The 24,693-nt window shown below is 36.8% G+C and carries 24 protein-coding genes; 16 read left to right on the top strand and 8 right to left on the bottom strand.

Features of this window, described 5'->3' with window-relative positions:
* The first annotated feature begins 37 nt into the window (after positions 1-37).
* The 7 genes from ACQKNR_RS08790 (at position 38) to glpD (ending at position 7,659) form a co-directional block, all read left to right on the top strand.
* Positions 38-910 (top strand): alpha/beta fold hydrolase, encoded by an 873-nt coding sequence (locus ACQKNR_RS08790; protein ID WP_427317082.1) that lies wholly within the window; start codon positions 38-40, stop codon positions 908-910.
* 77 nt (positions 911-987) lie between these two features.
* Positions 988-1,188, top strand: a complete 201-nt coding sequence (locus tag ACQKNR_RS08795) for a sporulation YhaL family protein (RefSeq protein WP_000449229.1) — start codon at positions 988-990, stop codon at positions 1,186-1,188.
* A 194-nt stretch (positions 1,189-1,382) separates the two neighbouring features.
* Entirely contained in the window at positions 1,383-2,579 is a 1,197-nt protein-coding gene (locus tag ACQKNR_RS08800) for an oxalate decarboxylase family bicupin (protein ID WP_427317084.1), read from the top strand.
* Between the two features lie 151 nt (positions 2,580-2,730).
* Positions 2,731-3,291 carry a glycerol uptake operon antiterminator GlpP gene (gene glpP, locus ACQKNR_RS08805; protein ID WP_427317086.1) on the top strand — a complete coding sequence of 187 codons (561 nt, stop codon included), beginning with the start codon at positions 2,731-2,733 and terminating at the stop codon, positions 3,289-3,291.
* A gap of 226 nt (positions 3,292-3,517) precedes the next feature.
* Positions 3,518-4,339, top strand: coding sequence for a glycerol uptake facilitator protein GlpF (gene glpF, locus ACQKNR_RS08810; RefSeq protein WP_044792645.1), 822 nt, complete (start codon positions 3,518-3,520; stop codon positions 4,337-4,339).
* Positions 4,340-4,352: 13 nt separating this feature from the next.
* The gene (gene glpK / locus ACQKNR_RS08815; RefSeq protein WP_427317088.1) at positions 4,353-5,843 is read left to right on the top strand and encodes a glycerol kinase GlpK; all 1,491 of its coding nucleotides are present in this window, start codon (positions 4,353-4,355) and stop codon (positions 5,841-5,843) included.
* Between the two features lie 133 nt (positions 5,844-5,976).
* Positions 5,977-7,659, top strand: a complete 1,683-nt coding sequence (gene glpD, locus ACQKNR_RS08820) for an aerobic glycerol-3-phosphate dehydrogenase (RefSeq protein ID WP_427317090.1) — start codon at positions 5,977-5,979, stop codon at positions 7,657-7,659.
* Between the two features lie 161 nt (positions 7,660-7,820).
* Here the strand turns inward: glpD and ACQKNR_RS08825 are convergent, their stop codons facing one another.
* Complete coding sequence (locus tag ACQKNR_RS08825; protein WP_427317092.1) at positions 7,821-8,255, bottom strand: DUF3995 domain-containing protein; 435 nt, start codon at positions 8,253-8,255, stop codon at positions 7,821-7,823.
* Positions 8,256-8,572: 317 nt separating this feature from the next.
* On the opposite strand from ACQKNR_RS08825, the gene ACQKNR_RS08830 reads away from it, so the two are divergent.
* The 3 genes from ACQKNR_RS08830 to ACQKNR_RS08840 are packed head-to-tail and all read left to right on the top strand — an operon-like array spanning position 8,573 to position 10,796.
* Complete coding sequence (locus ACQKNR_RS08830; protein WP_427317094.1) at positions 8,573-9,106, top strand: sigma-70 family RNA polymerase sigma factor; 534 nt, start codon at positions 8,573-8,575, stop codon at positions 9,104-9,106.
* A 4-nt stretch (positions 9,107-9,110) separates the two neighbouring features.
* Complete coding sequence (locus ACQKNR_RS08835; RefSeq protein WP_427317096.1) at positions 9,111-9,518, top strand: PadR family transcriptional regulator; 408 nt, start codon at positions 9,111-9,113, stop codon at positions 9,516-9,518.
* Between the two features lie 6 nt (positions 9,519-9,524).
* Positions 9,525-10,796: an FtsW/RodA/SpoVE family cell cycle protein gene (locus tag ACQKNR_RS08840; RefSeq protein WP_427317098.1), complete on the top strand. Its 1,272-nt coding sequence runs from the start codon at positions 9,525-9,527 to the stop codon at positions 10,794-10,796.
* A 121-nt stretch (positions 10,797-10,917) separates the two neighbouring features.
* On the opposite strand, the gene ACQKNR_RS08845 is transcribed toward ACQKNR_RS08840, so the two are convergent.
* The 4 genes from ACQKNR_RS08845 to ACQKNR_RS08860 all read right to left on the bottom strand — a co-directional run bounded on the left by ACQKNR_RS08845 (position 10,918) and on the right by ACQKNR_RS08860 (position 15,795).
* Complete coding sequence (locus ACQKNR_RS08845; protein ID WP_427317100.1) at positions 10,918-11,481, bottom strand: hypothetical protein; 564 nt, start codon at positions 11,479-11,481, stop codon at positions 10,918-10,920.
* Between the two features lie 86 nt (positions 11,482-11,567).
* Complete coding sequence (helD, locus tag ACQKNR_RS08850) at positions 11,568-13,898, bottom strand: RNA polymerase recycling motor HelD (RefSeq protein ID WP_427317102.1); 2,331 nt, start codon at positions 13,896-13,898, stop codon at positions 11,568-11,570.
* 291 nt (positions 13,899-14,189) lie between these two features.
* Positions 14,190-15,053 carry a peptidylprolyl isomerase PrsA gene (gene prsA / locus ACQKNR_RS08855; RefSeq protein WP_427317104.1) on the bottom strand — a complete coding sequence of 288 codons (864 nt, stop codon included), beginning with the start codon at positions 15,051-15,053 and terminating at the stop codon, positions 14,190-14,192.
* A gap of 547 nt (positions 15,054-15,600) precedes the next feature.
* Positions 15,601-15,795, bottom strand: a complete 195-nt coding sequence (locus tag ACQKNR_RS08860; RefSeq protein ID WP_000172692.1) for a hypothetical protein — start codon at positions 15,793-15,795, stop codon at positions 15,601-15,603.
* A gap of 118 nt (positions 15,796-15,913) precedes the next feature.
* On the opposite strand from ACQKNR_RS08860, the gene ACQKNR_RS08865 reads away from it, so the two are divergent.
* Positions 15,914-16,249, top strand: coding sequence for a DUF1878 family protein (locus ACQKNR_RS08865; protein ID WP_427317106.1), 336 nt, complete (start codon positions 15,914-15,916; stop codon positions 16,247-16,249).
* Positions 16,250-16,254: 5 nt separating this feature from the next.
* Here the strand turns inward: ACQKNR_RS08865 and ACQKNR_RS08870 are convergent, their stop codons facing one another.
* From ACQKNR_RS08870 to ACQKNR_RS08880, 3 genes are all read right to left on the bottom strand, one after another.
* Positions 16,255-16,812, bottom strand: a complete 558-nt coding sequence (locus tag ACQKNR_RS08870; RefSeq protein ID WP_427317108.1) for an HTH-type transcriptional regulator Hpr — start codon at positions 16,810-16,812, stop codon at positions 16,255-16,257.
* A gap of 298 nt (positions 16,813-17,110) precedes the next feature.
* Positions 17,111-17,473, bottom strand: a complete 363-nt coding sequence (locus ACQKNR_RS08875) for a YtxH domain-containing protein (RefSeq protein ID WP_000030302.1) — start codon at positions 17,471-17,473, stop codon at positions 17,111-17,113.
* Positions 17,474-17,653: 180 nt separating this feature from the next.
* Positions 17,654-18,088: an HIT family protein gene (locus ACQKNR_RS08880; protein WP_001016831.1), complete on the bottom strand. Its 435-nt coding sequence runs from the start codon at positions 18,086-18,088 to the stop codon at positions 17,654-17,656.
* A gap of 560 nt (positions 18,089-18,648) precedes the next feature.
* Here ACQKNR_RS08880 and ecsA point away from each other — a divergent pair.
* From ecsA to ACQKNR_RS08905, 5 genes are all read left to right on the top strand, one after another.
* Positions 18,649-19,392, top strand: coding sequence for an ABC transporter ATP-binding protein EcsA (gene ecsA, locus ACQKNR_RS08885; protein ID WP_427317110.1), 744 nt, complete (start codon positions 18,649-18,651; stop codon positions 19,390-19,392).
* A complete protein-coding gene (gene ecsB, locus ACQKNR_RS08890) occupies positions 19,385-20,596 on the top strand; it encodes an ABC transporter permease EcsB (RefSeq protein ID WP_427317113.1) in 1,212 nt (403 codons plus the stop codon). Before ecsA ends, ecsB begins: the two co-directional genes overlap by 8 nt.
* Positions 20,597-20,609: 13 nt before the next feature.
* A complete protein-coding gene (ecsC, locus tag ACQKNR_RS08895) occupies positions 20,610-21,317 on the top strand; it encodes an ecs operon protein EcsC (RefSeq protein WP_427317115.1) in 708 nt (235 codons plus the stop codon).
* Positions 21,318-21,695: 378 nt separating this feature from the next.
* A complete protein-coding gene (locus tag ACQKNR_RS08900; RefSeq protein WP_427317117.1) occupies positions 21,696-23,063 on the top strand; it encodes an APC family permease in 1,368 nt (455 codons plus the stop codon).
* A gap of 10 nt (positions 23,064-23,073) precedes the next feature.
* Complete coding sequence (locus ACQKNR_RS08905; protein WP_427317118.1) at positions 23,074-24,690, top strand: amidohydrolase; 1,617 nt, start codon at positions 23,074-23,076, stop codon at positions 24,688-24,690.
* The last annotated feature ends 3 nt before the right edge of the window (positions 24,691-24,693 follow it).

Here is a 24,693-nt window from a genome sequence, read left to right on the forward strand (position 1 = left end):
AACTTCAAATAGCAACAAGAGAAAGGAGACGGGAAATTTGAAACGGTTTAAGTTTTATATGATTAGCGGTATTGTGCTCGTTTTGTTAATAGTATGTAACTTCGTTGATAAGCCGATCGCGAAGGTTGAAGAAGTGAAAGATACTGTTATGATGAAGCTGAATACGAAAGAGAGTATGGCACAGATTGATGGGCAGACGATTTACTTTAAGCAAATTGGTGTGGGGAAGCCGCCTTTACTTATGCTTCACGGGTTTGGTGGTTCTTCTGATGGGTTTAGTGATATTTATCCGGAACTTGTGAAGGATCATACGATTATTGCGGTTGATATTTTAGGTTTTGGGCGTTCTTCTAAGCCAGTTGATTTTGAGTATTCGTTTCCTGCGCAAGTGAATTTATATTATAAGTTAATGAAGAAGCTTGGATACGATCAATTTGCAGTGCTTGGTCATTCGATGGGGGGAGAGATGTCCCTGAATTTAGCGTATTTATATCCGGACGCAGTGACACATCTCATTTTAGCGGATTCTACAGGAATTGAGTCTTTCCAGCAAAAAGAAAGTTATGAATTCCCGCCGCTATCAACAGATCTTCAAACTGTAACAGAGATTACGGATTATAATAAAAATGAAGTGAAAAATAGTCGCGATGATAAAAAGCATTATGATCAGCTTACGAAAATGAGAGAGCGCCGCATTGCGATGGAAGCAGATAAGATTAAGGTACCGACTTTAATTATTTGGGGCAGGAACGATAAGAGTGTTTCTTGGAAAAATGGTGAATTGTATCATCAGTTATTTGCAAATAGTACGTTCCATATTATTGAAAAAGGATACCACGCGCCGTTCCGTCAGGAGCCAATCGAGTTTATGGAATATGTACAAGCGTTCTTTGCGAAGAATCCACAATAAAATTTTAAGCATAAATTCACTCCTTTCCTCATACAGTGAAACTAATAAGGCTTGTCTAAGGAAAGGAATGAAGTGATTTGGAAACTTTACCATGGTGGGTTTATCTTGTGATTGTTGGGATTGTATTGAGTGGCTACATGGTTTTATATACTTCAAAAAAAGAGCAAGAAATGGATAATGAGTTTATTGAAAAAGAAGGCGAAGTATATATGAAACGTCTAGAAGAAGAACGCGAGAAACGTAATCAAGATAGTGATAAGGATTCGGTTTTATTATAATTACAGGAGAGTGGATAACATATTGTTATCCACTTTTTTTATTTCTCGAAATATATCAACGATTCTGCATGGAATATCGATTTACCGACAAAAGCCCCTTTTTCACGATTCAAATTAGTAACCATTCAAAGCCCAATTCATACACTAAGATGGAGGCTTTTTACTTAATAATCGGACGGAAAAGGAGCGTTATGATGAAAAAACGTACTGTTAATGAAGCGGGAGGGAATGTGCCACAACCAATCCGCAGCGATGGAGCAGGTGCGATTGATTCAGGGCCGCGTAATATTATGCGAGATATTCAAAATCCGAATATGCTCGTTCCGCCTATAACTGATGCGGGATTAGTTCCTAACTTGAAATTTTCATTCTCAGATACTTCTATGATTTTGAAACAAGGCGGATGGTCTCGGGAGATTACGGTTAGGGAACTGCCGGTTTCGACTACGATTGCTGGGGTAAATATGAGTTTAACGGCCGGGGGAGTGCGTGAACTTCATTGGCATAAAGAAGCAGAGTGGGCGTATATGCTTTTAGGACGGGCACGAATAACTGCTGTTGATCAAGATGGACGGAATTTTACTGCTGATGTTGGTCCGGGTGATCTTTGGTATTTTCCTCCTGGTATTCCGCATTCCATTCAAGGATTGGAGCATTGTGAATTTCTACTCGTTTTCGATGATGGACATTTCTCTGATCTTTCTACTTTAGCTATTTCCGACTGGTTTGCGCATACACCAAAAGAAGTGTTGTCGGCTAACTTCGGAGTGCCTGAGAGTGCTTTTAACTCTATTCCTTCAGATCAAGTTTATATTTATCAAGGAGAGGTACCTGGTTCGCTTGAAAGTCAGGAAGTTCAGTCACCAAAAGGAGAAGTTCCTTTAACATTTAAACACGAACTGTTAAAACAAAAGCCGATTAAGACTCCTGGTGGTAGCGTCCGAATTGTAGACTCTACGAATTTTCCGATTTCAAAAACAATCGCAGCAGCGCTCGTTGAGATTGAGCCTGGTGGAATGAGAGAACTTCATTGGCATCCGAACAATGATGAGTGGCAATATTATTTGACAGGGCAAGGGAGAATGACTGTGTTTCTTGGAAATGGTGCAGCTCGTACATTTGATTATAGAGCTGGTGATGTCGGATATGTACCGTTTGCGACGGGACACTATATTCAAAACACAGGTGACGAAACATTATGGTTTTTAGAGATGTTCAGAAGCAATCGTTTTGAAGATGTATCGTTAAATCAATGGATGGCACTGACTCCTAAAGAAATAGTGGAAAGTAATGTACATGTTGGCCCGCAATTGATGGATTCTTTACGTAAGCAAAAGTGGCCTGTTGTGAAATATCCGGGGTTTTCATATAATCCGAAAACAAATGGATAAAAATGGAGATGCGCGCTATTCTTTCTATAGAAGTATAGGAAGGGATGGCGTTTTTGTTTGTATGAGTAAATTGAAAGAAATTCCCTACACTAGCTGTTCTTTTCGTACAAATTGTGTACTATAAAGAATAGATAGGAAGGGGACATTTAGAATGGAATTTCATGAACAAAAGATTTTGCCGGCAGTGAGGCAAATTAAAGATTTGGAAAAGCTATTACATAGTTCGTACGAATATATCGTTATTTTAGATATTCATGTCGGTCAATTGAAGAGTGTTGTATCACTTGCGAAGCAATATTGTAAAAAGGTGTTTTTACATGTGGATTTAATTCATGGCTTGCAGAGTGATGGACATGCGACGGAGTATTTATGTCAGGAGTTTAGACCGTACGGGTTACTTTCGACAAAGGCGAGCGTGATTATGAAGGCGAAGCAAAAAGGTGTTGTGGCGATACAACGTATCTTTTTAATTGATTCGAGTGCGATGGAGAAGAGTTGCAATCTTTTAGATAAGACGAAGCCAGATTATATCGAGGTGCTTCCTGGAGCGTTAACGGATGTGATCGCTGAAGTGAAAGAGCGTACTGGGGTACCGATTTTAGCGGGTGGTTTCATTCGCACTGTCGATGATGTGGAGAGAGCTTTAAATGCTGGTGCGACAGCAATTACGACATCAAAACGCGAACTATGGAAACATTACCAAAAAAAGTGACGAAAATGTGAATATTTTCGTTGACAACGCTTTCATTTACGGTTAACATTATAGACAAGTTAATAAACGTGACGGAGAAAAGAAGAGATCCACATTTCATTGTTTCTATATACTTTTATATAGAAGCGTGCAAGCTGTGGGTCTTTTTCTTTTGAAAAAAACGAATGGCCATTCATTTTACCTCTATCACATTTAAAAGCGTTTAAATTGATTGTGGAGGGATACTATGTCAGCATTTTTAGGAGAGTTAATAGGGACAGCGTTGTTAATCGTACTTGGTGGCGGCGTTTGTGCTGGTGTAAGTTTAAAGAAGTCGTTTGCGAAAGATTCTGGTTGGATTGTTATTACAATGGGCTGGGGCTTAGCGGTAGCGGTTGCAGCGTATGCGGTTGGATCAATTAGTGGGGCACATTTGAATCCAGCTTTAACGATAGGATTAGCGTTTAAGGGAGCGTTCCCATGGAGCGATGTACCAGGTTATATTGCAGCACAAATGATTGGAGCAATTATCGGGGCAGTTATCGTATATTTACATTACTTACCACACTGGAAAGAAACAGAAGATCCAGGAACAAAGTTAGGCGTATTTGCAACAGGTCCAGCAATTCCAAACACATTTGCAAACCTTTTAAGTGAAATGATTGGAACATTCGTTTTAGTATTTGGTATATTAGCAATTGGAGCAAATAAATTTGCAGATGGATTAAATCCATTTATCGTAGGTTTCTTAATTGTAAGTATTGGTTTATCATTAGGTGGAACAACAGGATACGCAATCAACCCGGCTCGTGATTTAGGTCCGCGTATTGCACACTTCTTCCTTCCGATTGCAGGAAAGGGCGGTTCAAACTGGAAGTATGCATGGATTCCAGTAGTTGGTCCAATTTTAGGTGGATCACTTGCAGGTTTATTCCATCAAGTTGTATTTGAAGGAAAACAAAATGCAGCACTTATTTATGTGATTATTGCAACTGTGATTATACTAGCAATCTCTTATATGACAAGTAAAAAAAGTGGAAGCAATACAAATAGTAGAAAAGTAGCATAAGGGGGAAACCGATATGAAAAAATATATTCTTTCATTAGACCAAGGAACAACAAGTTCACGCGCAATTCTTTTCAATAAAAAAGGTGAAATTGTTCATTCAGCTCAAAAAGAGTTTACACAACATTTTCCAAAGCCAGGTTGGGTAGAACATAACGCACAAGAAATTTGGGGATCTATTTTAGCAGTTATTGCAACTTGCTTAAGCGAAGCAGATGTAAAACCAGAACAAATTGCTGGTATCGGTATTACGAACCAACGTGAAACAGCGGTTGTATGGGATAAAACGACTGGTAAACCAATTTATAACGCAATCGTATGGCAATCTCGCCAAACAGCTGAAATTTGTGATGAGTTAAAAGAAAAAGGTTATAGCGAGATGGTTCGCGAAAAAACAGGTCTTTTAATTGACGCATACTTCTCTGGTACGAAAGTAAAATGGATTTTAGATAACGTTGAAGGTGCAAGAGAAAAAGCAGAAAACGGCGAGCTATTATTCGGAACGATTGATACGTGGCTTGTATGGAAATTATCTGGTGGTAAAGCACACGTAACAGATTACTCAAACGCATCACGTACATTAATGTTTAACATTCATGACTTACAGTGGGATGATGAGCTTCTAGACATGTTAACAGTACCAAAGAGCATGCTTCCAGAAGTACGTCCATCATCTGAAATTTATGGAGAAACAATTGATTATCACTTCTTCAGCCAAAATGTACCGATTGCAGGTGTAGCTGGTGACCAACAAGCAGCATTATTTGGACAAGCTTGTTTCGGTGAAGGTATGGCGAAAAATACATACGGAACTGGTTGCTTCATGTTAATGAACACAGGTGAAAAAGCAGTAGCTTCTGAGCATGGTCTATTAACAACAATTGCATGGGGAATAGATGGTAAAGTAAACTACGCATTAGAAGGAAGTATTTTCGTAGCAGGTTCTGCAATTCAGTGGTTACGTGACGGAATGCGTATGTTTAAAGATGCAAGTGAGAGTGAAGTGTACGCTAGTCGCGTTGAATCAACTGAAGGTGTATACGTTGTACCAGCATTCGTAGGATTAGGTACACCGTATTGGGATAGTGAAGTACGCGGCGCTATGTTTGGTGTAACGCGCGGTACGACGAAAGAGCACTTCATTCGTGCAACGTTAGAATCTTTAGCGTACCAAACGAAAGATGTATTATGCGCAATGGAAGCTGATTCAGGTATTGAACTGAACACATTACGCGTTGATGGCGGTGCAGTTAAGAATAACTTCTTAATGAAATTCCAAAGTGATATTTTAGATGTTCCTGTAGAGCGTCCAGTAATCAATGAAACGACAGCTTTAGGTGCAGCATACTTAGCTGGTCTTGCGGTTGGATATTGGAAAAACCAAGATGAAATTAAAGAACAGTGGCATATGGACAAACGCTTTGAACCAACGATGGAAGCGGAAACAAGCGAAGAGCTATATGCTGGATGGAAAAAAGCAATTGAAGCAACAAAAGCTTTCAAATAATCATAAACAGTGTTATAATGGTGACAAGTTAATAATTCGGTAGGAGATTTGGAGAGACCACAACGCGCTATAGAGGCGAAATCTATAGCGGAGTTTGTGGTCTCTTTTTTCGTTATCAAAGGGAGGAATTACCATGAAATTTTCAAGTAAACAACGTAAAGACGTATTAAATGGAGTAAATAAACAAGAATTAGATGTGATCGTAATTGGTGGAGGTATTACTGGTTCTGGTATTGCATTAGATGGAGCAACACGCGGGTTATCAACAATTGTGTTTGAAATGCAGGACTTTGCAGCAGGTACATCAAGTCGTTCAACGAAACTTGTACACGGTGGTCTACGTTATTTAAAACAACTTGAAGTGAAAATGGTAGCAGAGGTGGGGAAAGAGCGTGCGATCGTATATGAGAACGGTCCCCATGTAACAACACCAGAGTGGATGTTACTTCCATTCCATACAGGCGGTACGTTCGGAGCATTTAGTACATCAATTGGTCTTCGTGTATACGATTTCTTAGCAGGTGTAAAACGAAGCGAGCGCAGAAAAATGTTTAACCGTGAAGAAACACTGAACAAAGAGCCTCTTGTAAAACAAGAAGGATTAAAAGGCGGCGGTTACTACGTAGAATATCGTACAGATGATGCGCGTCTTACAATTGAAGTAATGAAAGAAGCAATTGAGCATGGTGCAAAAGCTGTTAACTACGCAAAAGTAGACGGTTTCTTATATAAAGATGGAAAAGTATGCGGTGTACGTGTAATCGATTTACTAGACGGAGAAGTATATGAAGTTTACGGTAAGAAAATTGTAAACGCAGCTGGTCCTTGGGTAGATACACTTCGTGAAAAAGATAACTCGAAAAAAGGAAAAGTACTGCAATTATCAAAAGGTGTTCACTTAGTAATTGATCAAAAACGCTTCCCATTAGGTCAAGCGATTTACTTCGATACACCTGATAAACGTATGGTGTTCGCGATTCCTCGCGGCGGAAAAACATACGTAGGTACAACAGATACGTTCTATGATAAAGACGCAGCTGTACCACAAATGACAACAGAAGATCGCACATATATCATTAATGCGATTAACTACATGTTCCCAAGCGTAAAAATTACGGAAAAAGACATTGAATCAAGTTGGGCTGGTGTACGTCCATTAATTTATGAAGAAGGTAAGAGTGCATCTGAAATTTCTCGTAAAGATGAAATTTGGACTTCTGAATCTGGTTTAATTACAATCGCAGGTGGTAAATTAACAGGATACCGCAAAATGGCTGAAATGGTAGTAGACTACGTAACGAATCTACTACAAAAAGAAGGTCATAGTGCATATCCGAAGAGCACAACGAAACATATGCCAATCTCTGGTGGACATGTAAGTGGTTCACACGGATTCCCGGCATTCGTTGCGAAAAAAGCAGGCGAAGGTACGAAATACGGTTTAACAACAGCGCAAGCGGAAGAATTCGCGAAATTCTACGGCTCTAACGTTGATGTACTGTTTGACTTAGCGAAAAAACATAAAGACGAAGCGAAAGAATATAACATGCCGTTAGATGTTCTAATCCCGCTTGTATACGCAATGGATTACGAAATGACAGCAAAACCAGTTGACTTCTTCGTACGCCGCAGAGGCGCTGTATTCTTCAATATCCACTGGGTATATGAGTGGAAAGAAGCAGTGATCAACTACATGGCTGCGAAACTTGGCTGGAGCAAAGAAGAGCAAATGAAATACACAGCTGAACTAGAAAAAGCATTAACAGACGCTGTAATTCCTGTAGATCAACAAGAACAAGCAGCTGCGTTAGCATAAAATAGAGAACCACCTAAAGGAGGAGCCTTTAGGTGGTTTTTTTGCTTTATTATGAATGCGCTAAAATATCGATTAAAGTGTTGTGATTTACTCTTCTTAAAGAGAAATAAGCTTGAAATAAAGGTATAACAAAACGGTATGGGCATTGCCAGCCGTATTTTTTATAGATTTATCCCGTCTTGTTTTATTTTTTTCTTATTATTGGAGGTGTAAATATAAAGAAAAGCAAGAAGCCCATATAAGATTCCTCCTAACAAGAAGAACGGTTCAACAATTACCAATAGTAAAGAAAGGGATTCTGATTCCAACAAGCTCTGAATGATTCCTACACACCCTCGTAAACCTAAAACCACACAAGCTCCCCATGCTGAAGTGAGCAACAACCAGGATGGAAACCTTCGTCCCCATGCTTGAACAAGGGCAAGTGCAGTAAATGCAGCAATTATACATAAGAAAATTGCAACTAGATTAATGATGAATAACACGTTTCCCATTGTCTTGCCTTCAAATCCTACAGTACCTCCTGCAGCCCAGTAAATGTGGATTAATCCGAATAGAGTCGACCAAACAAAAGCTGCATAACCAGTAAAAATCAACCACTTCTCGATTTTGTCCTGAGGATGACGATCATTATTGTTTTTGATTGTAATAACTCCTTTCAATATGAGGGATAATAGAAGTCTTTTTGAATTACGTATAGTTTTATATACTGTTTCATTTTATAATTTATTAGTATTAAATCTAATGAAAATTGCGCGAATATTACGATTATATTGCGCGCTCAGTTACTACATGTAATTACGAAAGGTTAAGGTTAAAAAACAGTACGGACATTACTAGCCGTATTTTTTTATGCATTTATAAAACTTTTCCATACAGCGCGTCGTCTAATATATGGGAAGGAGGAAATGATGTGGATGAATTAACGGTAGAAGCGTTTGAGATAGAAGATAAGGAGGACCTTATCGATGAAATAATGAACAAGTATGGACAAGAAGTTTTACAGCTTGTGTATTCATATGTGAATAATAAAGAGGTCGCTGAGGATTTAACCCAAGACATATTTGTGAAATGTTATAAGTCTCTTCATACATACAAAGGGAAGTCAAATATAAAAACATGGTTGTGGAGAATTGCCATTAACCATTGTAAGGACTATATAAAAAGTTGGTATAACAAAAAGGTAATCGTGACAGAGGATGAAGCTACGTATATTGGGAGTCAAAAAGAAAGTGTTGAACAAACTGTTATTCAAAATGCAGAGGACCGTAGGCTAGCTTCTGCAGTAATGAATTTACCGATAAAATATCGAGAAGTGATTTATTTATTTTATTATGAAGAATTATCAATTAAAGATATTGCTATGGTAATAGAAGTGAAGGAAAATACGATAAAAACGAGACTGAAAAGAGCTAAGGAGCTTTTGAAGAAAGGATTGGAGGAATAATCAAATGGAAGATCGATTAAAAGGCTTGCGAAAATCAATGGAGAATACAACTTTTAAACATTTGAGTTTTTCTGATCAGCATCGAAAGCAGGTACACGAAAAAATCAATCAATCAAACGAAAGTGAAGAAGATATCTCTTTAGCAGTTTTACAACTTCTCATGAATGAAAAAACAGGGTACGAACTGGCAGGGCTATTGCGGGGGAGAGGAATTCAAAAATTCGAAGGAAATGAAGGCTTTTTATATACCGTATTACATCGTCTAGAACAGAATCGTTTTATCCAATCGAGTTGGGATCATTCAGGAGCTAAATATTATCAATTAAATGATAAGGGCAGAAAGATGCTACGAAAGGCAGAGAAAAATTCTACGAAGGCACGGTTTATATTAAAGGGTTTAGTACAGGAGTGAGAAAAAATGAACAAAAAAGGGGATCGTTTTTTAAGCGAAGTTACCAATCATATTAAATCAAAAGAAGCGAAGAGCTTTGTGGCAACTGAACTAGATTTTCACTTGAAACAGGCGAAGAATACGTGGATAGAAAAAGGATTAAGTGAGGAGGTTGCTGAGGATAAAGCTGTTGAACAAATGGGAAGTCCAATTAAACTTGGTCAAGAACTTAATAAACTTCATAAGCCAAAGGTTGATTGGTTCCTAATTGTTTTATTAGTGACTGCTATGGGGCTCGGTTTTTTGCCAATAGTAGCTCTTGGGCATACGAATGATTTACTAATGAATAAAGTGATTTTTGTTATTCTCGGCATTGCAACAGCAATTGGGATGATGCTACTTGATTATCGGAAATTAGAGAGACTCGGGTGGTTGTTTTATACCATCGGAATACTTATCTTGTTAGCGATAAAATGGTTTCCGAATGCTTTTGTGAATGGGGAAGCGTTAATAAAAATTGGTCCCATCACAATTGACTGTTTAATGACGATACCATTCTTCTTTCTAGCTTGGGCTTCTTTATTCAATAACAGTAGCTTGAAGTTTGTGCATCATCTCATGTTGTACGTATTTTCTTTATATCTATTTTTAACTACATCAATTCTTGTACCAATTTTTATTTATATCACGATGGTATTCGTTATGCTTTGGTGGAGTAAGTTAGGAAGGAAAACGGCATGGCTCATTACAATTTTACCAATTTGTTTCTTTATTGTTAGGGATTTATTTTCCTGGTCTTCAGTAAAAGAATACCGGATGGCCAGAATTTTAGGGTTTATAAACCCAGAGCATGATGCAGATGGTCCAGGGTTTATGTATATACGTTTAAAAGAGATAATGTCGTCAGCGGGTTGGTTTGGTACATCTGGAAATGTAAAGTCTATCCCTGCTGCCCATACTGATTTTGTGTTTGCAAGTTTGACTTACTATTATGGGTATTTGCTTGCGCTAATTCTTGTTTTGATTCTTTCTCTTTTCGTAGCAAGATTAGTGGTCATATCTTATAAAATAAATGATCGGTATGGTAAATTACTTCTCGTTGGTGGAGTGACTCTTTTTGTAGTCCAGTTCATTTATAACATCGGAATGATCATAGGTTTATTACCGATCGCTTCTATATCTTTACCTTTTATTAGCTACGGATTGATACCAACTTTGTTTCACGCATTTATAATGGGGATTGTGTTAAGTGTGTATCGACGTAAAGATATGTCATTTAGAATGAAGAGAACACCTTGATGATTATCAAGGTGTTTTTGTTATATGTTGTATGTAAAAGAATTTACTATCATGATCAATTACAAATGTAAATATTTGATAGTATGTAGAGGGTTATGAAAAATAACCCTCTTTCTTGTGTTTAAATAAGTGAACTCGCTTCAATAGAAGTACATAATTCAGAACGAGAGATTGTTTCGGCTAATTGTTGTAAATATAAGTGTTCTTCCGCATCTTTTTCGGAAGTGTTAGGATCCAATGAATGAGAAGAAAGAAGTACATCAATTGTAAGTACATCTGAATCATGAGAAGAGATGTTATAACCCGCAAATACAGGTCGTTTTAAGTCTTTTACTTTTTGAATCATCTGATGGAATTTCATAACACTTATATTGATTTTGGCTAATGGAAAGCATTTTTCAGTAGGATTCAAGATGGGCTTTCTAATTTTATAATCGTATACGTAATAGTATTTCTCTTGCTGTTCAAGTGCTTGTAATTCTTTGGTTAATAAGTGGTATTTGTCTGTAAGTCCAGTTGTGAGTGCATCGTTTTCTTCTCCAACTAATAAGGTGAAAGGTCTTGGTGATGGGATTGGAATGGTACGGACGTTTAGGTCGGTAAAAGTGGGATTAGATTGTAAAATGGTATGTAATTTTTCGGTAGGAAACTTACCGTCATAAATAGCAATAAAATAATGATTCATCTTTTCACTCCTTAATTTTTTCTAAAATGATATATTCTATTTTTAAGGTGTAAATCCTGCATAAAAAAGAAACACCTTGATTCATATCAAGGTGTAATAAGTTCAAAGCTCTCCAAATCAGCCCCCATCACAAAAGGACTAATTTCACCAACGCTATACATATGCAATTCATGCATCGCGCGCGTACAAGCAGTGTAGAACAATCTACGAAGGCTTTCATCACTGTATACTTCATTATTTGCGTTGTAAATGATGACAGCGTCAAATTCAATACCTTTTGCTAAGTAAGCAGGGATAACGACAATACCTTGCTCATACTCGGCTGAGTTACTTTTCACAAGTTTAATATTCTCGATATGACTGAGTGCCTCGTAGGCAGCGGCGCTTTCAGCTGCGGATTTACATATAATTGCGATCGTATTGTGCTGTTGTTGTTGTAATTCAGCGACTTTGGAAGTAATACGGTCGTGCAGTTCGCTGTAATCAGCAACTCTAGTCAATGTAGGTTTTTCGCCGTCACGTTCAAATGCGTTAATTTTCTTTCCTTCTGGAACGAGATCTCGTGTAAATTCAATAATTGGTTTTGTTGAGCGATAGCTACGAGTTAAGTTAATGCCGTTTGTTTCATCTGGCCCATATAAATTCGTAAGTGTATGGAAATCAACTGTTTCACTCGCATGAGCAAATATCGCTTGGTTAAAGTCCCCAAGTACAGTCATTTTTGCTGCAGGGAAGAGACGTTTTAAAAACTCGAACTGAAACGGGGAATAATCTTGCGCTTCGTCTACGAGTACGTGTTTAATTGATCTATTTGTTTGGAATCCTTCAATTAATTCTTTTAAAAGTAAAAATGGAGTCGCGTCCTCGTAATATAGCTTTCCTTCGTCTAGCATGTTCACTGTTAATGAGCAAATGTCGTCCCATTCTTTAGGTTTTTCTCCAGTAACCCATGATGCATCTGTGAAAAGTTGTTTATATATTCCTGTAAAATTGATAAAGCGTAGCGTTTGAACGCCTTTACGCAACGGTTTTAATTTTTTGCGGACAATCATACGTCCGAGTACTTTCGTTTCCTTCTCATAATCATTAAAGGAGTTGTCGTCAAACTCTCCTTTTTTCTGTAGGTATTTATAAGCTTTTTGATATTCATCTTTACTAAGTAATTCAATTTCTTCTTCTACCCAAGGTTTCTTTAGTTCTGCTTTTTCGATTTCATCTATTTGTTTATTTAGCCACTCCGTTAACTTTTCAATTCTATTATGGAAGCGGAGGGAGGTATCGGTATTATAAAATTGTTCTGCAATTTGTTTAGCAGAGACAATTGTTTTTCCTCTAAATTTCATTCCTTTAAACAACATACCGGACGTTTCGAGGGATTTTCTGTACATTTGAATTATCTCGAAAAATTGAGTTGATGCTTTAAATCGAATGCTAGCATTTCTAGTTTTATAAGAAGCGCTATTCGTTTCAGTTAGCATATATTCTAATTGCTCATAAGGATCTTCAACGTCAAATGACTTACTTAGTCTGTGGTTTAAATATTCCTGGAATGTAACTTGCTGCATATTTTCTTCACCGAGTTCTGGCAATACGTTAGAGACGTAGCTGTTGAACATGGAGTTAGGGGAGAAGAGAATAATTTGATCCGCTTTTAACCATTCGCGATATTTATATAATAAGTAGGCGATTCGTTGCAGGGCAGCTGATGTTTTACCACTACCGGCAGCTCCTTGAACGATAAGTAGTCGCCCTTCATCGTGTCGGATAATTTCATTTTGCTCGCGCTGGATAGTAGCAACTATACTTTGCATATGTTTGTTTGTACCTTTTCCGAGCGCTTGTTGTAAAATTTCGTCGCCAATTGTCAGGCTCGTATCGAACATGGAATCAATCTCGCCATTTTGAATAATATATTGTAACTTTTTCTCCACATTACCGTGGATGACGCCCCCTGGTGTACTGTACTCAGCCGGTCCTGGTGGATAATCGTAGTAAACACTTGAAATGGGCGCACGCCAATCGTATATAAGAAAGTTTTCTCCACTTGCATCGGTAAGTGTAGCAACTCCGATATAAATTTGTTCTGCACTAGATTCTCCTTCTTCTTTGAAATCGATTCGCCCGAAGTAAGGTGCTTTATGCATACGTCGTAGTGCAGCAAGTCGATTAAAGGTGTGCTTATGGGTGATTTGCGTTACAGCTAGTGACTGAGCTTGTTGTCTTAAGTTGATAACTGTTTCAAGATAATCGTCAAAAGTATCAGTATTAACTTTCACATCATCCCAGAAGTGTTTACGGATGTTGATTACTTCCGCCCGGCGTCTACCAGTTTCGTTTTCTAGCTTATCAATTTGCTCCGTAATCGTTTCTATTACGGTATCTAATCGTTTTTGCTCTAAATCAAGTTTTTTGTTCATACGTAAGCACTCCTTTAAAAGTGAAAAATAGAGGTTGACTGAAGATGTTTTTTGGTGTACAATTAAGATACGGATAAATACATTCTTTTATTTTTAATGAATGCGTTTCTGTACTAATTTAACATAGTTTTTGAATTTAATCAATGATAATGAGATAAACCTTGGTTCCGTATGTGATGGAACTGAGGTTTTTTGTTTTTCCATTTTAAAAGAGGAGAGGGTGTTCGTGTACGATTTTGCCTTACCAAACGTAAACAAACAAAAAAGCTCGGGCTTAGCCCGAACTTTTTATTATTTCTTTTCGTCTTTTTTAGTGTCAGTTTTCTTCTCTTCGAAAAGATCTTTGAAATCTTTATCGTCAACTTTTACGTCAGCTTTTTTGATTTCTTTCATTATAAGGTCGTTCATGAATGCGCCATCTTGCTTTTTCTTCTCAACTAATTCTTTTTTGATGTCAGCTTTAGATTGTTCGAATGATTTTTCTGGTTCTTTAATGTCTGTTACTTTAATGATGTGGTAACCGAATTGTGATTTTACAGGTTCGCTTACTTCATCTTTTTTCAGTTTGTAAGCAGCATCTTCGAATTCTTTAACCATTTTACCAGGTCCGAAGAATCCTAAGTCTCCGCCTTTTTCTTTTGAACCAGTATCTTCAGAGTATTGTTTCGCTAACTCTTCGAAAGATTTACCTTGTCCAAGTTCTTCTTTCACCTTTTTCGCAGTAGCTTCATCTTTTACAAGAATGTGGCTTGCTTTAATTTCAGGTTTGTAGTTGTCTTTTAGTTCTTTATCAGTGATTGTTTTCTCGATAGCTTTTTCTTGAGCTAGAGTGGCACGGATAGTGTTTTTAAATGTTTCTTCTTTCATGCCTTGTTGTTTTAATAGTGTATCGAATTGATCACCAATTTGTTTTTTCGCTTCATCGAACTTTTTATCTACTTCTTTCTCATCTACTTTGTAGTTTTTGATAAGTACTTTTTCTATAACCATATTTTGTAAGACTTGGCTACCAGCTTTTTGCTTCATTTCATTGTAGAAATCGTCTTTCGTAATGTCACCAGCTTTAGATGTAACGATTTTGTCTGATGATGATGTTCCACATGCTGATAATGCAATTACACTTGTTGCGGCTAAGGCAAGCATAGCTTTCTTCATTCAATAAACACTCCTACTATTATGTATTTTTAATTTATCCTACACCGATGAACTTTTGTTCATAAGAGCCCGATTAAGCCTCACTGATACTTTTGCTTTTTATATTGGTAAAGCGCGCTTAACAGGGCTTACCGAGGCTGAGGATAAAGTTTTGATGGATGTTATTTGTTCTATAGTATAAGCAATATGTACAAAATTTAATATATCATATTTCGACTCGTTTTCCTATTGATAAAGTGAAACTTTAATCCTTTGGGTGAAGTGTCCCAAAGGATTATTAGTTGAACGAATCGGGCAATTACGGGCAGTTTCATTAGGTTTTGCTTCATTTTGCCTATTTCCCGTTAATGCGGGATAAAGAAATTTTAACCAGTTCGTGTCAGATTTTGAAAGTGTACCACATTGGGCGCATGTCGCATATACAGAAAAGAGGAGGGGGTCGGGATGAATTCTCAACTTATTTTATTACTTGTACTGTTTATTTTATTGGTTATAGTAGGTATAATTTGCTTATAGAGGAAAAAAGTGAGGAAGGGGCTTTCCTTCCTCACTTTCCATGAAATATAATTTCTATATAACTAGAAATTAATAAAATTGTTATACATACATTAATAACCCGAAAGACACCGGGCTGGCGGCTCGCAGATATTTGTTTTCGTTCACACAGTGTATGTGTCATGAAATTCGTGTAAAATATAACAAGAAGTGCGAATGCGACAAAAACAACTGTTATAAGAGTCATGAGGCGAGACCTCCTTTTGGCTAAAATACATATACTTTATATATTGTATCATACGATATTTTGTTCGTGTTATAAAATTCAGAAATAGAAGACTTTGTGTTAGAAAGTGAGGGAGAAAATGGACGTTGTAAGAAGATTAGAACAAGCTGAATATTACGTAGACCTATTATTTAAAATGATTGATGAAGAAAAGTGTCCATTTTATTCTTTGATCATAAAGAAAAAAGCTCGTAAAAAAGATATTGAACGTATACTAAAACTTTGTGAAGAGTTGAACAATCGGTATGTAGCGGAGAAAGCAGAAGGCCTTTTATTGTTCGATGCGCTGTTAGATCAATTTGAAAAAGCGCTTCCACATCAGCTCGAAGTACACGAAACTGCGGAAGCGCTAGCAAAACAGGGCTTATTTAAGCCGCTTATGAATGAATTCTTAAGCATGATTGCGAAAAAATAAATAGATTATTTCTTGACTAACTTCTGATCGGATTCCGTAAAGTTCTCCTCAATATTTTCTAATGATTTCTCAAAAATATCGATGAAGTCTTGTCCGTAAATATTACGCAAGATTGCAATCAGTTCGATGTTTTCTGGGAACTTCCCGTAAAAATTACGAAGTGCAAGAGCCCCATTAAACACAGAATTATTTTCAGGATCATACTCCTCCATTAAGCGAAGTAGTAATTCTTCCCCTTCATCTGTAATTTCAATGTACGTATTTCGTTTATCATCTTCTTTTTTCGAGAATACAAGATAGCCGCGTTCTTCTAGCTTTTTAGAGAAGTTAAACGCCGTTGATACGTGCATAACTCCAAATTTAGCAATCTCAGAAATAGAAGCCCCTTTTAAATGATAAGCGATTGATAAAATATGATGCTCATTAATGTTTAAATCATAAGGTTTAATCCACTGTTGCCAATCCTTCTCTACACATTTCCATAACGCTTTCGATAATTGAGCAATGCGTTGGCTAAAAATCATCGCTTCTTTTACCGAGTAATCTTTTTCTCCACTTTTCATTTACTCACCCACTTTAACATTCTTTTTCATTACTATCTATTATGCCAGTAAAATAAAAATTAATAAAGTCTTTTTGTGAGAATTGTGAAAATTTTTCGGAAAAATGACATTCTATACAAATCATGCATAACTATGGAAGCGGTTTATGAGTCGTGAATACATGTGTTGTCCTTACATGTTAATTGATAACATATATTGTAAATGCATAAAAACACGGCATATCTATGTGATATGCCGTGTTAAGGTCAATTTATATAAAAAATATTTGTTATATGCAAAAAACTAAGCAGGAATCTGTTTACGCTTTTTCTGGGACAGCTTCTTGTAGTTTCTCAATTGACTTTTGAATGTCCAAAATTTCTTTCTCAATATGGCGCTTGTTTTGAGAAATATCTTGCTTCCAGTTAGAAAGCGTGTCTTGCATATCATCTTTTAATTCTTGAAACACTTCTTTACCTTCTGAAGCTGTTTCAACGATTTGACGCTTTAATAATTTTGTATCAGCTGTAATATCAGCTAAAGTCTTTTTAATATCATTTCCTTTTTCTTTCAGCTTACCGCGCATATCTTTACCAGAAGAAGGAGTTGAGAAAAGAACGGCTAGTCCAGCAACTGCTCCGCCGCAAATGACACCTGTAATAAAGGATTTAGCTTTTGACATAAAAGGAGACCTCCTTATTTTTTGTTCGTATTCATGATGTAAAAAAGTATGCATATCTTTCTTATATGAGCTATGCACAAACAATCATCCCCGAGCATTTTAAGTGAAGAAACAAGCCATGCAATACTTGATGACTTCGGGGAAGCGGCTTGTTATGTATTACGTCTTCTTATAGTGTCACTATTTCACACTATTTGCAATTGTACTTGCGATGTTTTGTAAACTTTCCATTGTGTATTCATTTTGGTGTGATTTCCAAACAGCACCGAAACCATCGTTTTCACCGTAGCGTGGAATTAAATGAAGGTGGAAGTGGAACACAGTTTGTCCAGCTTTTTCGCCGTTATTGTTAAGTAGGTTAAAGCCAACTGGATTAAACTCTGCTTTGATTGCATTTGCGATTTTTGGAACGACAGCAAAAATGTGAGATGCAATTTCTGGCGTTAACGCAAAAATGTCTTGCTTATGAACTTTCGGAATAACAAGAGTATGTCCTTTTGTTACTTGACTAATATCTAAAAATGCAAGTACATGTTCATCTTCGTATACTTTTGAGCAAGGGATTTGCCCATCAATGATTTTACAAAAAATACAATTATCCGCTGTGTGATTCATCGATCTCATCCTTTCAAATATCCTTAGCCGTATTTTACCATAATTACATACGAGAACAAACACGAAAAACAGGAAGCTGACTCAGCTTCCTGTTTTCTGAAGAGGGATTGAAAAAGCATTATCGTAATTTACGGTTCGCAGACACCTCATTTATTTAAGAAATGCATGGCAAATCGGCTAAAGTTTCTGCCGTAGACACCCCATTTTCAAGTGAAATGAATTGCAATCTTTTATAAAATGAACTTGTTTATTTTTTAAAACAGTATATGTTCTTTCGAAGACACCCCGTTTCTAAAATGAAACAAACAATCTGGTTATGTGTAAATTTCATTGTCCAACTTGGACACCCCATTTCATGATGACTTCACTATGTTGTTATACTCATCAATTGGTGGTTGCTTTTTCAATGTGTTCCTTCTTCACTAATTATGATGTCCGCTTTCGTAAAATATATGTAAAGAAATTAAAATTTTTTTTTGAGGCCATCGAAACTATGTAGGACAGTGCAATTTTTGGTAAGATGAATATAGAATGAATACTAATGAAGAAAGTGGTGTCGTATGAGCGAGTTATTGCGTGTAGAAAATGTTACAGGAGGATATACGAAACGACCTGTACTAAAAGATGTTTCGTTCTCTGTTAATAAAGGCGAACTTGTCGGCTTAATCGGTTTAAATGGAGCTGGTAAAAGTACGACGATTAAACATATTATCGGTTTAATGGAACCGAAAAAAGGAACTGTCACAATTAATGGGAAAACAATTCGTGATGATATGACAGCGTACCGTTCTAGCTTTTCATTCATTCCAGAAACACCGGTATTATATGATGAGTTAACGTTAGAAGAACATTTGAAGTTAACAGCGATGGCGTACGGTGTCGATGAAAAACAATATGAAGAACGTGTAGGACAACTATTACAAGAGTTTCGCATGAAAAATCGTTTGAAATGGTTTCCGTCTCATTTCTCAAAAGGGATGAAACAAAAAGTAATGATTATGAGCGCATTTTTAGTTGAGCCATCTCTTTACATAGTAGACGAACCTTTCGTTGGACTGGATCCGTTAGCGATTCAATCTCTTCTTCAAATGATGGACCAAATGAAAAAAAGCGGCGCAGGCATTTTAATGAGTACACATATTTTAGCGACGGCAGAGCGTTATTGTGATTCGTTCATTATTTTACATCAAGGTGAAGTAAGAGCGCAGGGAACATTATCTGAACTGCAATCACAGTTTAATATGCCAGGTGCAACGTTAGATGATATTTACATTGCCTTAACAAAGGAAGAAGATTATGAATAGCACAGCATTATGGAAAGAGCGATTTCGTCACTTTCTAAAAGAAGTTCGTACATATAGTAAATACGTATTTAATGATCATTTGAAATTTATTTTTGTGTTTATCATCGGTGCGGGAGCGTATTATTACCAGCAATGGTTACAAACGTTAACACCTTCGTTTCCAACGGGGCTTGTTATGGCGGTTTTACTTGGTCTCGTATTAACAGCCGGATCGATACAAACGTTATTAAAAGAAGCAGATCTCGTTTATTTGCTGCCAGTTGAAGAGAAGCTAAAGCCTTACTTTACAAAGGCATTTCTCTTTACGTTTATGATTCAGTTATACATCATTGCCATCGTAGCAGCAGCGCTAGCCCCATTATATTTCCAACAAATGAAACAAACTGGGGCAGTTTACATATGGATTGTACTCGCGCTTGTCATTGTAAAAGCGTGGAATTTATTCGTAGCGTGGGAAAAGTCCTTTTTAACAGATCAAAATATACAAAGGGCTGATTGGTTCATTCGTTTTATTTTAAACGGCTTATTTGTATATTTCCTTGTAGAACGTACTTCATTTCTTTTTATTGGCGGAATCGTTCTGCTCATGGTGTTATACCTCGCTATCATGCATCAAATGGTGAAGGGAAAGCCGCTAAACTGGGAGTATTTAATTTCTGAAGAAGGTAAAAAAATGATGCTGCTGTACCGCATTGCGAATATGTTCGTTGATGTACCAGCATTAAAAGAGAGGGTATCACGTAGGAAATGGCTTGATTTCATTCTTTCGATGATTGGTGAAAAACGTACATACTTATATTTATATACGAGAACATTTTTAAGATCCGGTAACTATTTTGGATTATATGTGCGCTTGCTCGTTCTTGGAGGAGTCATTCTTTACTTCATCCCATTTTTATATGGACGATTTATCGTAAGCCTTGTTTTCTTATACTTAATCGGTTACCAGCTACTAACCTTATGGAAACATCATCGCATGAAGATTTGGCTTGATTTGTATCCAGTAGGGAGAGAAGAAAAGAAGAAAGACTTTCTTACTTTACTAAATGTGATTCTAATCATTGGTAGCATTCTATTTACAATTGTATTTGCACTTGCGACGAGAGACTTCATGATGACAGGTATTTTATTAGTCGTAAGCATAGTATTTAGTATCGGTTTCGTTAATCAATATGGTGCAAAGCGCATTGAGCGTTTAAATTGAAAGGAATGAACCTATGATTACATATGAAGAGAAGGTTATAAAAGAATTGGAGCAGTGGAAAGCTACATTCATGAAAGATTCTTCTATGATGACACGGTTCTCCAAAAAAGTGCAGTTGAAAGTACAACAGCTTATTCCGGCAAAAGTGCAAAAAGTATTAACGGAAACGATTCGGATGATGGTGCAAACAATTAGTGCTGGATCAAACTTTATAAAGCCGAAGCTAAAAGAGACGAACTGGTCGCTGCAAAGACGTGATGATGAAGTGCGTAAAAAGATGGACGAATATAAAAAAGTAGCAGCGGCAGAAGGAGCAGGGACGGGAGCTGGTGGTATTCTCCTCGGTTTAGCAGACTTTCCGCTTCTACTCAGTATTAAAATTAAATTTTTATTCGATGCAGCAACATTGTACGGATTTGATACGAGTAAACAAGAAGAGCGCCTCTTTATTCTTCACGTTTTCCAACTTGCTTTTTCAAGTGATGATTATCGAAAAGAAATATGGAAAGCAATTGAAACGTGGGACACAGAAAAAGAAAATCATATGGACTGGGAAAAGTTTCAAACAGAGTACCGAGACTATATCGATTTAGCGAAAATGCTTCAGCTCGTTCCAGTAATCGGTGCCCCGGTCGGTGCGTATGCAAATTATCAATTATTGCAAAGACTTGGGGAAGTAACGATGAATTGTTATCGTATGCGATTGCTTAATAAAAATTGATTTGCTTTACAAAAAAAGAAGGCATCCTAAATGTGTAATTTAGGATGCTTTTTTATTTATATTTATTCTTTCCTGACGGATGAAGAACGGAGCGGGCGCGGTTTAAGGGATTGGTATTTTTTCTTTTTGGAGCATCGCCCCATACCCATCAAGCTAAGCTTATATAAGTTTATTTCACACGAGATTTTTTCTTTTTTAAATATTTCTGGCGTACGGAAAGTATGCAAGTATTCATAACTTATGCAGAAACGGATATTTTCCCGTGGGGAATTTATCCGTTTTTGCTTTATAACATGAGAAAATAATGATTTTTCCATAGGGTAACAAAATGGAACAAAAATTGCATAGATAAGTTGCAAAGGTGAAGGGGGTTGAAAAGTGAAAGATGGCATTCAGTTAAAGCGTTCGTTGACTTTTTTTCAACTTGTATTGCTAGGTCTGGCATATATGGCACCATTAACGGTATTTACTACGTTTGGCGTAGTGGAATCTTTATCAAAAGGAGTGATACCAACAGCCTATATACTTGCACTATGTGCGATGTTATTTACAGCATATAGTTATGGACAAATGACAAAAGCGTATCCAATTTCGGGATCAGCTTATACGTATACACAAAAGTCAATAAGTCCAGGTTTAGGTTTCATGGTTGGTTGGGTAATTCTAATGGATTATTTGTTTATCCCCATGATTAACTTCCTCATTATTTCACTCTATTTATCGGAATATCTTCCTTCTATTCCTTCTAGTATATGGATTATTGCGATGATTATAATTGTGACAGTAATTAATGTTGTAGGGACAAAAGTAACAATTACAATGAATATGATTTTTTTAGGATTCCAATATATCGTATTGATGGTTTTTTGCGCTCTATGTATTCATTCACTTCTTAATGGAGCAGGAGAGGGAACATTATTTTCATTAAAACCGTTTATGAATCCAGATTCTTCAATAATTGCAGCATTTTCAGGGGCATCTGTACTTTGTTTATCCTTTTTAGGGTTTGATGCTTTAACAACTTTTGCAGAGGAAACCATTCAACCAAAAAGAACCATTCCAAAAGCAATTTTCTTTGTCATTTGCTTTTCTGGTATTTGCTATATTATCGTTTCATATCTAGCACATTTAATACATCCAGACTATTTGGCATATAAAAGTTTAGATACGGCAGCTGCTGAAATCGCTAGAATGATAGGAGGAAATTTATTTAATGCTTTGTTTCTTGCAGGAATGATTGTAACTTCATTCACATCCGCGTTAGCTTCTCATGCTAGTGTTTCGCGTATTTTATATGCAATGGGGAGGGATTCTGTACTACCAAAATCATTTTTCGCCTATATACATCCGCGTTTTCAAACGCCCATTAAAAATATTATTTTAGTGAGTATTTTTGCTTTGGTTTCACTATTTACTGACCTTGTTACAATTACATCTTTTATTAACTTCGGTGCATTAATTGCTTTTACATTTGTGAATATTTCCGTCATTGCACATTATTTTATTAAGGGGGGACAAAGGTCATTAAAATCTACGATTCTCTATTTGTTCATACCGCTAATTGGTGCATGTATAACAATTAAATTGTGGAGTGATTTGGACAAGATGTCTCTCATACTGGGAGGAATATGGACCATTATGGGTATTGTATATCTTCTATATATAACAAAATTATTCCGTGTTCAACCACCACAGATGAGTTTTGATGAATTGCCAAAAGAAGATGGACAAGAAGTATCTATTTAGGGGGAGAGTTATGAGAACAAAAGCGGATATGATTTTAAGTAGTCATGCTGTATTTACAGGTATAGGAGAAACACCTATCTCGGCATCAATTATTGTTAAGGATGATAAGATTGTTGCTCTTGTTCCGAAAGAAGAGATTCACGATTATGTAGATGCTGACACAATTGTACATGATTTTGGAAATCAGCTTATTATGCCTGGATTTCATGATTTTCATATTCATTTAATGTTAGGAAGTTTAGTAAATGAGGGAGTACAGTTAATTCATGCGCGTTCAGCCAGAGAAGTTGGAAGGCTTGTAAAGGAATTTGCTGAACGAAATAACGAGATAAATTGTGTGATTGGAAGCAGTTGGGAACAGAATTTGTGGGAAATCCATGAAGAGCCACATCGGATGATATTGGATGAGTATGTTGCAGATCGACCAGTGTTTTTATACCATGCTGAATTTCATAGTGTTTGGCTAAATAGTAAAGCACTCGAAATGGCAGGGATTAATAAAGAAACGAAGAGTCCACCATACGGAGAAATTGTCAGGGATCAAAATGGTGAGCCAACAGGAGTCTTAAAGGAAAATGCAGTGGGGTTAGCAACTAGCGTATTGCAGTTTAACTCTAAACGAAATAGGATATTGCTTCAAAAATTTTTAATAGAAGCTGCGAAATATGGAGTAACCTCTGTGCATGATTTATTGAGGATACCAGAAATGGGCGTGGAAGAAGCTGAGTTATATGATGAATTTGAAAAAGTAGGAAAGTTAACAACGAGAATTCATTTTGTTGCTCCGCTAAATGGAGATTTAAACTTAGCAAGATCCTTAAAGGAAAAATATAAATCTAGTATGGTTCAATTTTGCGGGTTTAAACAATTTATTGATGGAGTAACAACTAGTTATACGGCATATTTACTTGAACCATATAAGGAAGAAACGACAAGAGGACACACTACATATCCACCAGAAATCATAAAAAAATGGACAGTAGCGGCTGATAAGGAGGGCTTCCGCGTAAGATTTCATGCAATAGGAGATGGAGCTGTACGTTTAGCATTAGATGCTTTTGAAGAGGCTGAAATACAGAATGGAAAAAGGGATGCAAGGCACGCAATTGAGCATGTCGAAATGATTCATCCAAATGATATTGAGAGGTTTCAAAAATTAGGGGTGCTGGCGTCTATTCAGCCTGAACATATTAATCTTACAAGTCGAGAAGTATATAGAAGGTTAATTGGGTCAGAAAGAATGCAATACAATTACTTGATGAAAACATTAATGGATGCAGGAACAACGCTTGTATTTGGCAGCGATTATCCTGTTGTTACAATAAATCCGTTACCAGAAATTTACCGAGCTGTAACAAGGCTAGATGATGAAGGGGTGGAATGGAATTCGCAAGAGAAAATATCATTAGCAGAAGCGTTACGAGCATACACGTATACTCCTGCGTATGCCTCATTTCGCGAAAAGGAACTAGGCATAATAGAAGAAGGGAAGCTAGCTGACATAGTTGTGCTAGATCGGAATTTGTTTACTGTACCGGTGGAAGAAATTAAAGATGCTAAGGTTATTTTTACAGTGGTAAATGGAAGTATAGTTTTTCGGAATGAAAAAGAAAGCGTTCAGAATTAATGT

The sequence above is a fragment of the Bacillus sp. NPDC094077 genome (assembly GCF_050279465.1).
GTDB lineage: Bacteria > Bacillota > Bacilli > Bacillales > Bacillaceae_G > Bacillus_A.